Annotated in this window: 13 protein-coding genes; 1 reads left to right on the forward strand and 12 read right to left on the reverse strand. The window is 51.8% G+C overall.

Annotated features, from left to right (window positions below):
- Window positions 1-196: 196 nt before the first annotated feature.
- From ACW73I_RS00005 to ACW73I_RS00050, 10 genes are all read right to left on the reverse strand, one after another.
- A complete protein-coding gene (locus tag ACW73I_RS00005; RefSeq protein WP_458027145.1) occupies window positions 197-1,861 on the reverse strand; it encodes a formylmethanofuran dehydrogenase subunit A in 1,665 nt (554 codons plus the stop codon).
- Between the two features lie 9 nt (window positions 1,862-1,870).
- Complete coding sequence (locus ACW73I_RS00010; protein WP_458027146.1) at window positions 1,871-3,130, reverse strand: formylmethanofuran dehydrogenase subunit B; 1,260 nt, start codon at window positions 3,128-3,130, stop codon at window positions 1,871-1,873.
- A gap of 9 nt (window positions 3,131-3,139) precedes the next feature.
- Entirely contained in the window at window positions 3,140-3,517 is a 378-nt protein-coding gene (locus ACW73I_RS00015; protein ID WP_458027147.1) for a 4a-hydroxytetrahydrobiopterin dehydratase, read from the reverse strand.
- 100 nt (window positions 3,518-3,617) lie between these two features.
- Window positions 3,618-3,998 (reverse strand): ClpXP protease specificity-enhancing factor, encoded by a 381-nt coding sequence (locus ACW73I_RS00020; protein WP_458027148.1) that lies wholly within the window; start codon window positions 3,996-3,998, stop codon window positions 3,618-3,620.
- Entirely contained in the window at window positions 3,995-4,600 is a 606-nt protein-coding gene (locus ACW73I_RS00025) for a glutathione S-transferase N-terminal domain-containing protein (RefSeq protein ID WP_458027461.1), read from the reverse strand. Before ACW73I_RS00025 ends, ACW73I_RS00020 begins: the two co-directional genes overlap by 4 nt.
- A gap of 175 nt (window positions 4,601-4,775) precedes the next feature.
- Window positions 4,776-5,498 carry a cytochrome c1 gene (locus ACW73I_RS00030; protein WP_458027149.1) on the reverse strand — a complete coding sequence of 241 codons (723 nt, stop codon included), beginning with the start codon at window positions 5,496-5,498 and terminating at the stop codon, window positions 4,776-4,778.
- A 3-nt stretch (window positions 5,499-5,501) separates the two neighbouring features.
- Entirely contained in the window at window positions 5,502-6,899 is a 1,398-nt protein-coding gene (locus ACW73I_RS00035) for a cytochrome b (RefSeq protein WP_458027150.1), read from the reverse strand.
- On the reverse strand, window positions 6,896-7,492 hold the full coding sequence (gene petA / locus ACW73I_RS00040) for a ubiquinol-cytochrome c reductase iron-sulfur subunit (protein WP_458027151.1): 597 nt from the start codon (window positions 7,490-7,492) through the stop codon (window positions 6,896-6,898). The genes ACW73I_RS00035 and petA overlap by 4 nt, the downstream gene beginning before the upstream one ends.
- A gap of 134 nt (window positions 7,493-7,626) precedes the next feature.
- Entirely contained in the window at window positions 7,627-8,715 is a 1,089-nt protein-coding gene (gene hisC / locus ACW73I_RS00045; protein ID WP_458027152.1) for a histidinol-phosphate transaminase, read from the reverse strand.
- 573 nt (window positions 8,716-9,288) lie between these two features.
- Window positions 9,289-9,975: a cytochrome b/b6 domain-containing protein gene (locus ACW73I_RS00050; protein ID WP_458027153.1), complete on the reverse strand. Its 687-nt coding sequence runs from the start codon at window positions 9,973-9,975 to the stop codon at window positions 9,289-9,291.
- A 102-nt stretch (window positions 9,976-10,077) separates the two neighbouring features.
- Between ACW73I_RS00050 and ACW73I_RS00055 the strand changes: the two genes are divergently transcribed.
- Window positions 10,078-10,602, forward strand: a complete 525-nt coding sequence (locus tag ACW73I_RS00055; protein ID WP_458027154.1) for a helix-turn-helix transcriptional regulator — start codon at window positions 10,078-10,080, stop codon at window positions 10,600-10,602.
- 304 nt (window positions 10,603-10,906) lie between these two features.
- On the opposite strand, the gene ACW73I_RS00060 is transcribed toward ACW73I_RS00055, so the two are convergent.
- Window positions 10,907-11,932 carry a globin domain-containing protein gene (locus ACW73I_RS00060; RefSeq protein ID WP_458027155.1) on the reverse strand — a complete coding sequence of 342 codons (1,026 nt, stop codon included), beginning with the start codon at window positions 11,930-11,932 and terminating at the stop codon, window positions 10,907-10,909.
- Between the two features lie 22 nt (window positions 11,933-11,954).
- Window positions 11,955-13,592, reverse strand: a complete 1,638-nt coding sequence (locus ACW73I_RS00065; RefSeq protein WP_458027156.1) for an FAD-binding oxidoreductase — start codon at window positions 13,590-13,592, stop codon at window positions 11,955-11,957.
- Between the last annotated feature and the right edge of the window lie 149 nt (window positions 13,593-13,741).

Raw genomic sequence — 13,741 nt, forward strand, 5'->3', positions numbered from 1 at the left:
TCTTCGCTGATTTCGTCGTCGCTGATTTTAAAGTTGCCCAGTTTCATGGTCAGGTATTTGTCGAAATAGGGTTTCAGTTCACGTAGCTCCGATTAGCGATAGCGTAATCGGAGGAATGTTGCATGCCATATCGTACAATTACGCTTCGCTTTCATGCCCAGTAGGGTAAATCGTACCTACATTTTCGCCCAAATTTCTAAGCCACACCCCGCAACGGATGCGCCGTCAAACTGCCGCGTCCGTCTTCGCTGATTTCGTCGTCGCTGATTTTAAAGTTGCCCAGTTTCATGGTCAGGTATTTGTCGAAATAGGGTTTCAGGTCGTTTTCGATAGCCAGGTCGTAGTCGGGTTTGACGATGTGGGTCGTGCCCCAAGTGACTTTGACCACCTCGCCGTCTTTAACCACCAATTCGCCGTCCTTGAACACGTAGTCAGGTTTGGTGAACATCGCCTGCCGGTCGGCGTTTTCGGTGTAAACGGTAATATCCGCCCAGTTGCCGGCACTCAATGCGCCGCGGTCTTTCAAGCCTATGATGCGGGCCGCGCCGGCGCGGGTCATGATGGCGATTTCGTTTAAGCTGTATTCGCGTTCGATCGAGGCCAGCGTGGTCATCTTCTGTGCTTCCGGATGGATGGTTGCCAGCATGTCGTTGCGGAAGCTTCTATCCATCAACAGGCGGATCAAGTGCGGATAGCTGGTGAACGGCGCGCCGTTCGGATGGTCGGTGGTCAGGAAAATACGCCACGGATCTTGGACCAGCAGGAAAATTTCCAGGCCGATGGCCCATTGCAAGGCGTTGACGAAGTTCTGGTCGCGGTATTTGAATGGCACTATGCCGCAGCCGGCATCGCATTCGATGTCCATGCACACCCATTTGTTCGGATTGGCGAATTTATGGTTGGCGTGCTGGCGCATGTTGTCGCCGGAGGCGGTGACGGTCTGGCCGAACAAGATTTGGCCGACGTCGGCGGTGATGTTCTTGTTGCTGTTGATGGCTTCGGCGATTTGCGCGGCGCCCGACGAGAATTTGAAGTCGCCTTCGGTGCCGTAGCTGTGGAACTGGATATGGGTCAAATGCATCGGCAAGCCGTCGACACCTTGTATCGTGTTCAAGGTGGTATCGACGTTGCCGGGTACGCCCAGGTTGCAGCCGTGTACGTGCAGGGGATGGGTAATGCCCAACTCTTGGACCGCGCGGGCCAGGGTTTGCAAAATCCGGCGCGGGGTGACATCGTAATAGGCATTCTTTTCGTCCAAGTCCAATTTGCGCTGGTTGAATTTGAAAGCGCTAATACCGCCGGCATTGACGACCTTGATGCCGATGCCCTTGGCCGCGTTCAGCGTCCAGGCCACGTAATCGTTGATGGCCTTTTGGTCTTTCTTGGCGGTCAGCATGCGCAGCAGGAAATCGTCGCTGCCCAGCATCACGTAGCCGCCTTTGTCGACGATGGGCGTGTCGCCCATTTCCATGTGGGCCTGGCGGGCGTTGACCGGCAGTACCGCCGGCTCGAAACAGGCGGTATAGCCCATTTCCGCATAACGGTAGCCGGCGACGAAGCTGGACGGCATCGCGTGGCCGTTGCCGGAGCGGGTGACGGGGGTGCGCGCGACCGGATCCATGCGGTGATCTTCCGGCAGCAGGGTGCGGGCGATGTTGCCTTTGCCGCCGCCGATATGGGTATGCATGTCGATCGCGCCGGACATCACTACTTTGCCGCGCAAGTCGTATTCCTGATCGACCGGGCGGCCGTCGCTTGGCGCATCGACGATGCGACCGTCCTTGATGAAGATGTCGAATTGTTGTCCGTCTATGCCGCTGGCCGGGTCGTAAACGGTGCCGCCTGTGAGTTTTATCAGCATGTCGGTATCCTAAAGGGCTTGTTCGATGGCGTGCAGCACCTCTGCTGTGCTGGGCAGGCCGGAATCTCTGAGTTTTTTCAGGCGTATCGCCACGACGTTGTCCAATCGGTAAGCGTGGCCGGGATGGTCGATACCGGGGGTACCGACCGGGATGAACACGTCGGGTTCCTTTTCGAAGGTCATGCCGCTACGGCCGACTACGATGGTCGGGACATCGCTTTGCGGCGGCACCCCGCCGCTGTTGAAGGCGTTTACCCAGAGCAAGGCATCCGTTTCGCCGTTGCCTATCATGGCTTGGCTATCGAATAGAAAGGGATCGTAGACCGGATAGCCGTTGGCGAAATTGACCCGCGCCGGATAGCCTGTCGTCCAGCCGCAAACCTGGTTGGCGGTTTGGTCGCCTTCCTTGCCGCCGAGCGGAAAGCCGGAACAGCGGGTGTCTTGCATGTTGAGGTCTTTGACGATGTTGCAGATCGCTTGTACGGTCAGTTCGGCGTGGTCGTAGGCCAAAGCCGCGGCGCCCCAGACGATGACGCTGTATTTGGCTGAGCGCAATTTGTCGGCAACCGCTTTTAGTTCGCTCGTGGCAATGCCGCCGACACTGTCGGCCTGCAGCGCTTGATTTTTGACCAAGGCAGAAAGCACGGCAAGCACATCGGGTAAATCGGCATCGGTGCAGCTTAGAACGGCGGCTTTTTGGCCCGACGGCGAAGTCGACGCCTCGCCGGACGGCGCCTTGCCGAGATAAATCACTTCGCGCTGAGCGGTGTTTTCCAGGAACATGGCTTCTTCGTTCCACAGGTAGCGCTCGAAAAAGCGCGGAGCGAAGGCTTCCAAATCGGTGCCGACGATAACCAGCAAATCGCAACGATTCTTCAATTCGGCCAGCGTGGTATTCATCCAGCCGGCATCCTGCAGAGCCAACAAATTGCGGCGAGCGTTGTTGAAAGCGGAGCTGTCTACCACCGCGCCTGTTTTATCCGCCAATGCCAGCAGGGCGCGCATACCGTTGACGTCGGTCGCACAGCCGCCGATCACGGGCTGCCGGGTGTCGCGCATCAATTCGGCAGCCTTGGAAACTGCCGCCGGGAAATCAACGGCCCGGCCGGCGATGCGAGGGCTGGTATCGCCGACGGCTTGTTCGAAAGCCGGCGTGTTGACCGCGCAACCGTTGGAGGCGACTTTCAGCTTGGTTCCGTCCACCTGTATGAGCAGGTCGTCGGTGCCGATACCGCAGAACGGGCTGGGTACCTCGGTGATTTCAGTCATGGATCGTCCTCAGTCTTTCTTGATATATTTGAAACGCGGGTCGTCGGGCGTGCCTTCGAAAACGCCGTTGGATTCGGCGGCGGCATCCCACAGGACCACTTCTTCGATTTTTTTGGCCAGCGCAAAATCTTTGTCCGTCACGCCTTTGGCCGAATGAGTGACCAGCTTGACGATGACGAAGGCATAGGACACGGTTAAGTCGGGATGATGCCAGGCTTTTTCGGCCAGGTGGCCGACGGTGTTGACCACCATCAATGTGGCTTTCCAGCCGCTGGTCTTGATCTTGCGGCGTATCCAACCGTTTTCATAATACCAATGCGGCAGTTCTTTGCTTAACCGGTCGATGATGTCGGCTTCGGACATCGCGGCTTCAGTCTCGTGAGTCATGGTTATTCCCCCCACAAACAGTGATTGCCGCATTTTATCGCAATTGCGCCGTCTTTAGAGGTTTATTGGCCGACGCTCAGTTTAAAAGACCGGATACATTTTATTTGACGACCCGTAGTTGCGGCTTTTTCGGTTTATCTTCCGGCTCTGGCGGCGGCGTATCATCGTCGGGGTCTTCCGGATCGAATACCATGCCTCTACCATTTTCCTTGGCATAAATCGCTAAGATGGCTTGAATCGGCGCGTTGATGCGCATCGGCTTGCCCGAAAAACGGGCATTGAATTGGATTTCGTCGTTACCGAGTACCAGGCCTTGCACGGCCTGCGGACGGATGTTCAAGACAATCCGGCCATCCTCGACAAATTCCGTAGGCAGATTAACGCCCGGATATTCGGCGTTCACCAGTAAGTGTGGTGTTAGTTCGTTATCGGTGATCCATTCATAAATGGACCGGATCAAATAGGGTTTTAAAGGAGTCATTTATTTGAAGGCATTAATGCCTTTTCTTCTTTGGTCAGGCTGTCTTGAAACGCTCTACGCGAGAACAGGCGGTTGGCGTACGCGGTAATTCCTTTACCTAGGGTCGTGATGTCTATGCCTATGCTGTAAAGCCGCCATAACAGAGGAGCCATCGCGCAGTCTATCAATGAATATTCTTCGCTCATGAAGTACGGCGTTGCTTCGAAAACCGGCGCTGCAGCCATTAGGCTTTCTTTCAGTTGTTTTTTCGATCTCGCGGCTTTTTTATCGCCGTTGATTAATACGTCCTCCAGTAACGGATACCACTCCTGATCGATGCGTTTTATCAGCATGCGCGCGTTGGCTCGGGCGACAGGGTCCATTTGATGCAGGGCCGGATGAGGAAAACGCTCATCCAGATATTCCATGATGATTCGTGCATCGTATAACACTAAGTCTCGTTCTATAAAGGTGGGGGCATTGCCGTTCGGGTTGAGCTCCAACAAGTCTTCCGGCGGGTCGGTCGGATCGAAGTATTCGATTTCGGCCGGCACGCCTTTTTCCTGAACGACGAGGCGGGCACAGTGACTCATAATGCAGTTCCGGGAGCTAAACAGAATCATTGCAGATTTACGGCTGGTGATGTTTGCCACGAAGAATAACCTCTAAAGGATGAGCAGGGTTCAAAAACGGGGCGAATTGTACCATGGTTGATCATGGTTTTGTGGGAGGCCGCGAGGCCGCCGAAACGATGTGTTTTTAAGACGGGACGCCGTATTGGCGACCCGTTTAATGCGATTAGTGTACGTCTTTCCAGTACTCTTTTTTCAACAGATACGCTAACACGATGAACATCAGGATGAAGAACAGTACGTATTTTCCCATCTGCTGTCTTTCCAATTGTACCGGTTCGCCGACATAGACCAAGAAATTGACCAAGTCGTTGACCAATTGGTCGAATTCTTTAGGCGATAGTTGGCCCGGTTCAACCAGCTTCAAATCGGTAACGACTTCCTGGCCGTTAACGTTTTTGACGACGGCTTCTTGCATGCCTTGTTGCTGCCAGAACACATTAGGCATTCCAACGTCCTTAAAGACGACGTTGTTGACACCATTCGGTTTGCCCGGATCGCTATAAAAACCCTTTAAGTAGCTATACAACCAATCGGCCCCGCGAGAACGGGCGATCAACGACAAATCGGGCGGATTGGTGCCGAACCAGATTGCGGCATCGTGGCCGTTCATGGCCGAATGCATTTGGTCGTAGATGCCCGCGCCCAGCGGTGCGACGTTTTTCAAGATTTCAGCTTCGTCTAATTCAAGATCGATCGCGATGCGTTTGTAACGGATATGCTTGGCCGAGTGGCAGCCCAGGCAATAAGTGACGTAATGTTTAGCGCCGCGCTCCAGCGAAGCACTATCCGACAGATCGATGTCGGGGCTTTGCAATTTAACTCCACCACCACTGGCCGATACGCTTAAAGGCAGCAAAAGCAAAAGAGTAGAGAGAACTTTTTTCATGACTTAATCCAGGCTCTTTTTCAGAAATTTTGCGAAACAAATTAGTACGGCTTTAATGCCTTGATAATTCGGCCTTATTTTCTTGGCGGTTTTGTTCGATTCGTCGATGACCTCCTCGATGCTGACGACTTCATTGAAGACCGCCTTAACGCATGGAATCCTGTCCTCCAAGGTGGGCTGCTCGGTTAATCGGTCCGGAACCGGTTTGGTTTTCTCCCAACGCGTATAGATGGGCATCAACAAGAAGAAGCCGAAGTAAATCGCAGTGAATACTCTGGCGATCGTGGTCGCCACCGGCGTCGCGGGTTGAGTGCCCAGATAACCCAGGCCTATGAATGCGATGACGAACAGTAACAGGGCTTTTTTGAATATGCCGCCGCGGTAGCGGATCGACTTGACCGGACTGCGATCAAGCCAAGGCAACATGAATAGGACGACGATGGCACCGCCCATCGCAATCACGCCGGCAAATTTATCCGGCACCGCGCGCAAAATCGCATAAAACGGCGTGAAATACCAAACCGGTGCGATATGTTCCGGAGTTTTCAATGGATCGGCCGGGATGAAGTTGGCATGTTCCAAAAAGTAGCCGCCCATTTCAGGCATGTAAAAGATCACAACCGCAAAGAAGAACATGAATACGCCGACGCCAACCAGATCTTTGACGGTGTAATAAGGATGAAACGGAATCCCGTCGACCGGGTGGCCGTCTTTACCTTTGTTTTTCTTGATTTCGATCCCGTCCGGATTGTTGGAGCCAACCTCGTGCAAGGCGACGATGTGCAGGAACACCAAAATCAACAGCACCAAAGGTACCGCGATGACATGGAATGCGAAGAACCGGTTTAAGGTGGCGTCGGAAACGACATAGTCGCCGCGTATCCACAGCGATAGTTCGTCGCCGATCACCGGAATCGCGCTGAACAGCGAAATGATCACCTGAGCGCCCCAGTAGGACATTTGGCCCCAGGGCAGTAGATAACCCATGAAGGCTTCCGCCATCAGGCAGACGAAAATCAGCATGCCGAAGATCCAGATCAGTTCGCGCGGTTGTTTGAACGAACCGTAAATCAGCCCGCGGAACATGTGTAGATAGACGACGATGAAGAAGGCCGAAGCCCCGGTGGAGTGCATGTAACGCACCAGCCAGCCCCAGTTGACGTCGCGCATGATGTATTCGACCGAATCGAAAGCCAGTTTTGCGTCGGGCTTATAGTTCATCGTCAGCAAAATGCCGGTGACGAACTGGTTGACCAGTACGAACAAGGCTAATGAGCCGAAGAAATACCAGACGTTAAAGTTTTTCGGCGCGTAATAGCGCGCCATGTGATCGTTCCACAAATCCGAAATAGGGAAACGCTCCAGCAGCCATTGGCCGCATTGATTTATTTTGTCTCTCATGCTGCGGTTGCCTCGCTGTCTTCGCCGACGATGATCAGGTTGTCGTTGACGTAGTGGTAAGGTGGGATTTCCAGGTTGGTCGGGGCCGGAACACCGCGAAACACGCGGCCGGCGAGATCAAACCAAGAGCCGTGACAAGGGCAGAAAAAACCACCTTTCCAATCGTTGCCCAAATCGCTGGGCGCGATTTCCGGACGGAAGGTTGGTGAGCAGCCGAGATGCGTGCAGAGTCCGATCGCCACGAAGATTTCGGGCTTGATCGAGCGCACTGGGTTTTTAGTGTATTCGGGTTGATTCGATTCGTTGGAATTCGGGTCGGCCAGTTTGCTGTCCAAGGTCGGAAGGGTTTCGAGCACTTCCGGCGTCCGGTTCAGTATCCAAACCGGCTTTCCGCGCCAAGCCACGCGGATCAACTGGCCGGGCTCCATCTTGCTGAGATCGACTTCAACAGGAGCGCCGGCCGCCATAGCCTTGGCACTGGGTTGCATTTGGGAAAGAAACGGGACAGCCAGGTATCCGGCTCCGACGGCTCCAACCACCGACAAAGCCGAGGTCAGAAACTGGCGCTTAGATGTATCGACGCCTTCATTCATAGGTAACACTCCTGTTGCGTGATGATGCATAGAATATGCAGCAATTATTATAGTTTTCGGCAAATATACCTTACTGCCGCCGTTTAGTGGAAGTCTTTATACGAACGGCACACGGCGAATAAATGCAGGTTTTGTCAAAGGGATTCGGCAAGAGCTTGTACAAGTGCTTTAAGGAATGCCTGATTTTCGTCCGGCTTGCCTATAGTCACCCGCAAACAGTCACTCAACATGCCGCCCTGCGGCGACAGGTTTTTGATCAAAACGCCTTGTTTTTTTAAGGAAGCAAATACCGCGTCCGCCGGCTTATTCAAGGTTTTAAATAAAATAAAATTAGCGGCGCTTGGATAGGCTTTGACGCCGTGATGGCTCTGCAAAGCGTGTAAAACTTCGGCTCGTTGCCGGCAAATCGCTTCCGTCTGCTCGTTTAGAAAGGCTTGGCGTTCCAACGCGAAACGCGCCGTTTCCTGGGTCAAACAGTTGATGTTGTAGGGCAGGCGCACCTTGTTCAGTTGATCGAGCACGGCATTGTCTCCGGCCAGAAAGCCTAGACGCAATCCGGCCAAACCCAGTTTCGACAGGGTGCGCATCACCAGCAGATTCGGATATGCAGGTAAGCGGTCCATAAAGCTGGCATCCGCAAACGGCGCGTAGGCCTCGTCGACCACAACCAAACCAGGTGCGACAGCCAGAATGTCTTCGATAGCCCGGGCGTCGAACAGGTTACCGGTCGGGTTGTTCGGATAAGCCAGGAAAATCAGCACCGGCCGATGCGTTTCGATAGCGCCCAGCATGGCCGGCATATCCAGGTCGAAACTATCGGCCAACAACGGAACGCCGTGGTAATGCAGCCCCAAGCTGTGCGCGATTTGTTTATACATCACAAAGCCCGGCTCCGGCGCTAACACCGCAGCATTCGCCGCCAATGCCATTTGCAAGATTTGAATAATCTCGTCGGAGCCATTGCCCAATATCAGACCGGATTGCTCGGGTATGCCGTTGCTTTTCCGTAAGGCGGCCGCCAAGGCTTTGGCCTCCGGGTCGGGGTAACGGTTCATCGGACAATTTTTTAAATGTTCCAGCCAGGTTTCTTGAATCCGCTCCGGCCAGCCATAGGGATTTTCCATCGCGTCGAGTTTGATGAAGTTGTTGGCGTCGGCGACATGATAAGCCGACATCGCGAGAATTTCAGGGCGGAATAAAGAACTGAGGTTCGGGTTAGGCATATGGTCAAAATCAGCGGAATAGGAAATCGGCGGCCTTATATATCCCAACTGTAACGGGCGGGCGCCGGATAATGCGGCGGATTTTAACAAAGCGGAGGACGAAAGCGTAACCTTGCAAACCAGCCATCTTGCGTCCACGTTGACGCGAACCACTCGCGGCGAAGCGAGCGTCGGGGGCGAGATTTTAGCATTAGGAAACAAAGCTGGCAAAAAGCCTTTGGTATTTGTGTTTTCTCGCGTCCAACATTCGAATTAGCCGGGACCGGTTCTGGCGATGCATTACGGCCGTAGACGCGTCGCTTTGGAATGAACCGGTCGCCTATAGGCGTTAACGATGTTGATATTGCCGCCCATGCGCGCAGCCGCGCATGGGTATTGCTCAGCAAGAAACTAAGGGAATTTGAACGGGTGCCGGAATCGTTGATGGAAAATTGTTTGCGGGGATGGTGCTAATTCAGGGCGACAAGAGTGAAGCAGCACATATCGAGTCAGTTCAAACCAATGCACCAGTCTACGGTCCGATCGGACTTCTTCCTTTCCGGTTTATGTTGATCACTACATATGACATGGGCATCACCGGTAAGTGTCATCGATGTCTTTTTTTCCGGTAAACATGGCTTTGACCAATTTCTCTTTATCGATGTAGCTTGATACGACAACACCCATAATGTGTAAAAACACTAATAACAGGGTCAGGTTAGTGAAACCCTCATGCAATTCTTCCCAAAACTCTTCAGCTTGTTTATCAATCTGGTGTTCGCTATCGGCATCTTCGGAGTCTTCACTTTCAGCCCCGCTCTCTTCCGCATTGGCCTGAGAAATCACGCTAACGGACTGAATTTGTGCCTGGACTTGCAATGCTGATAAGGCGAATGGCCCTTTATTATCCTCTACGGCATACAATTTCAGACCGGTAAAGGTAGTGGCCGACAAGCTGAGTAACAATGCGATCACCATGGCGCCGCCAGCAGGGTTGTGACCGATATAATGCTGCGGCTTGCGGGTTATCAGATTTTTAATATATTCGATAATCTTGCCCGGGGAATAGATAAAGCTGCTGAATCGCGCGTACTTTCCGCCGACAAAGCCCCACGCTATTCGAGCGAGCAAATAGACTCCCACGACATACCCGGCCCACACGTGCAGGGCCATGAAGTCATCTTCGCTAAAATAAGCCGTAAAAAATGCAAGCACTAAAGTCCAATGTCCAATGCGAATCGCCGGATCCCATACCGTTAAGGTTTTTTTCTCATTTGTCATGTTATCGCTCCCAATCAATTGTCGGATTCAAATCAAGTCGGGCCTAATGTTGCGATAAACTGGCTTCTTTGACATCCGTCATCCGACGTATAGGGCATCTTTATGGCGTTTATTAACGATGACAAGCGATTTAGCCAATGGGCCATTGCCATATGCTCGTTTGTTTTTGTGCTGATCACTTTGGATTTTCTGGGCGACTATCGAGACGGCGTGCCTTGGCCGCATTTGCTTATAGAAGCGATCATTCTGCTGCTTTCTCTGGTAGGGCTGGTTTATTTTGGTCGGCTTTATTATCAATTTGCACAATCCAAAATCAATTTGCTGACGCAAGATTTGGCTTTGGCCCATCAACAAGCGCAGCAGTGGCGCGAGGCAAATCGAGAACTTATCGCCGGTCTGGCCATTCAAATTCAAAAGCAGTTTGAAACCTGGCAACTCACCCCGGCAGAGGCTGAAGTCGGCATGTTAATGTTGAAAGGCCTCAGTCATGGCGAAATTGCCCAAGTGCGCAATGCCAGCGAGCGTACCATACGCGACCAAGCCCGCGCGGTTTACCGGAAAGCCGGGGTGACCGGACGCACCGAGCTATCCGCTTTCTTTCTGGAAGATTTGCTGCTGCCTCGCTAGGACCGTAGACTGGGTAGAGCCACGCGAACGCCGGAAAATGCTCTGAAATAATCGAGTTTCTTTTCATTTAAACGGCTCGTTGGCTTAGAAAGCTTTTCAGCGTCTAAGCCGGGTTTCGTTCTCATTCGCCCCAGCCTGGTTCTGCAAACCCGGCATCGGCTGAATATCAAATGACGGACATTAATAATACCGGAGCGATTGTCGTTTAAGGACCGAAGGGCGGATGAGCGCAGCGTCATCCGCCCTTTCGCTTTGTCATGGATAATCCGGATTATTTTCTTATCGCATGGTTTGCCAATCAAAACTAACGGTTCGGAATCGTGTCGCGCGTCGGCTTCAGAGTTTCCATGATCCGGGCAATTTCCTGGGCTGGTACATCCAACTCTTGCAAGGTATCCTGCAGGTGTTTGACGACACGGTCGAAGTCCTTGTCGTTCAGCCCTTTTGCGAACAAGCGCCGGTAACCGCTGCGCAAATAATCATCCGAATAAGGATTGTCCGGGCCAAAGCCGCCAAAGGCCATTTTTAGGAAGTTTTGTTGTTTCTTGAGCTGTTCGCCGATAGGGATATCGTCGAAAAAATGTTTGATGCCGTCGTCCAGCAAAATTTTCCGATAAAACCGATCCAGCACCATTTCGATTGCCGCGTCGCCGCCAATGCGCTCATATAGCGACAAATCGGATAAATCAAAAAAGTCGCTGCGCTTGATGATGTCGTTATCGGTACCCCAATGGATGGTCTTTTCCTGCTTTCTCAAAAGCGGAATATGCTTGGAGCATTGAATATAAGCTTCTTCCACTTCCACCATTACCCAGCGTTCCGGACGACGGTTACCCTCGCGCTGAATCTCGGCGATGACGTCATTCGGCAGATTTTTATGATGTTTGATCAGTTCTTCGTTTTCAAAGATTTTTGCCTCGCCGTTCACGTGCAGACCGACCGTGGTTTCATAAAAATCGATGAAAATCATGCCAATATGCGGATTTTCCGTAATATTGCCCAAACTTGCCATGACGCCATTGCCGCGGTATTCCGGATAAGTCAGGTGTTTGTTATCCAATACTCGAATAAAACCGGCTTGCCCAAAACGCGCGGAGCAATCGCATTCGCCGTGTCTGTCGGCAGTGGCAATGAATAATGACTCCTGCTTGGGCAAGAACGCCATCATCACGGGTGACAAAAAATTCAGTACTTGCTTGTCGTAAAACTTCAACGCACGTTGCCGGGTATCAAACTGTCGTTGTAAAAAGTGCTCGCCTTGAGAGCCCGGCAACAAGGTGACCGCAGGCATGGACTTGGTTTTTTTTCCGGATTTAAAAAAAGAAAACATGTGACACCTCGAAGAAGATGAATTAGATATCCAGAATCAAATCGGATTTCGGGAAAGCACTGCAGCTATAAATCCAGCCAGCTTGTTTTTCCCGCTCGCCGATTTGCACTTGGTCGCCCATAGTGACGTCGCCTTGCAAGCATTTGACCATGCACTCGCCACAGCTACCTGTCAGGCATTCGTTGTCGATTTTTATCCCGTAAAGATGAGCCAGCATCAGTAAACTTTCATCCCCATTGGTGACAGCCTGAACGCCGGATTTTGCAAAATTTATTCGATACATTCCCGTTCTGTTTTTCAATTGACTAAGCTCAGCCCTAGGTAAGGCGCTATCAATTGGCGTAGCCAAACTAAAACTTTCCTTATGTAATTGCGGGGCGGGAAGTTTCAACGCCTGCAAGTGTTTGCCAACCTCGACCATAAATGCATCGAGGCCGCACATGAACACTTCACGTTCGGTCAAATCCGGCACTCGTTCTTTCAGCAGCGATAGATCGATACGGCCCAATGGTCCAGGCCAGGTTTTTTTGCCGATATGTTTGCCGGTCAAGGTTATATAAATGAGAATATTTTTATGGCGTTTTTTTAATAGATTTAATTCCCGGCGATAGATAATGTCGGAGGGATAACGAAACGAAAGCATTGCCAGTACATCTACCTCCGCACTGACGTCGGATAACCAGCGCAACATCGACATAATCGGCACAACACCGCTACCGGCGCTTATTAACAGTAGCTTGGGCGCCGAATGATTAAAGCAACTGAATCGGCCCATGGGGCCTTTAACCATCAAGCGGTCACCCTCCCTAAGGTGATTGTGCAGCCAATTGGAAACCAGACCGCCCGGTTTTTTTTTAACGGTAATTTCGATGCCATAAGGCCTTGAAGGACTAGAGGCGATGCTAAAGCTACGTCTTTGCTCCTGCCCGTCGATGTTTAAATGCAGGGTAACGAACTGACCGGGTTGATAATGGAATAGCATCGGGCTGTCACTGGCAAGGCGTATGGTTTTAGTGTCAATGGTTTCATTGATTATCGCGGTGACTTTCAACGGGATGAGTGACGATTTCCAGATATCGAGTCGTTGATATTCATCGATCAGACGGCTGCAAGTGCAATCACTGTCCGCCTTTATCCGGGCTTGTTCTTTGTTTAGTTGAGATAGCGGGGATTGCGCGCTTGCCGGGATATCGAAATGAAACCGGTGATCTTTGATGGTAACCGTCGAACCATCGGCCAGTTCATGAGATATGCCTGGCGTCAAGCGTTGGCCATCAACGAAAGTACCTAAATGACTATGCAAGTCTTGGACATAAATCTTGTGGCCGGAAACGGTGATTTTGGCGTGAAAATCGGCTATCCGAAAGCCGGTGATCGTTATATCGCTCAAAATATGACTTCCGATCATAATTTCCGAGTTGGGATAGAGGGGTATGTGCCGAGCCGGCTTTTTGGGGGAAGCCATGATCAGCTTTGGCTTGAAGTATTGCGGTCGATGCGAGCCGAATATGTTCGACTGATCGATTTCGACACTTGATATCTGCTGTTTTTTCAGCTGCAGATAATTTATCTTTTGCTCAGTGGCGCCGATATTGAAAAGCTTTTTCTCGGAAAATAAACGCCGAAAGAAATGGCTGGATGATGATTCATTTGAATCCATTGGCAACCTCCGTAGTTATTATTCTTATGCTTGAAAGATTCGCCGTTGTTTTTTGTGCGGGAACTGACTTCTAATCCCAATTCGGCGCAATGTCAAACACTAAAAACCAGTTGACCACGATGGCCATCATAAACGGGTAAGCTTCGAAC

It is taken from the genome of Methylomonas sp. MgM2, from assembly GCF_054172045.1.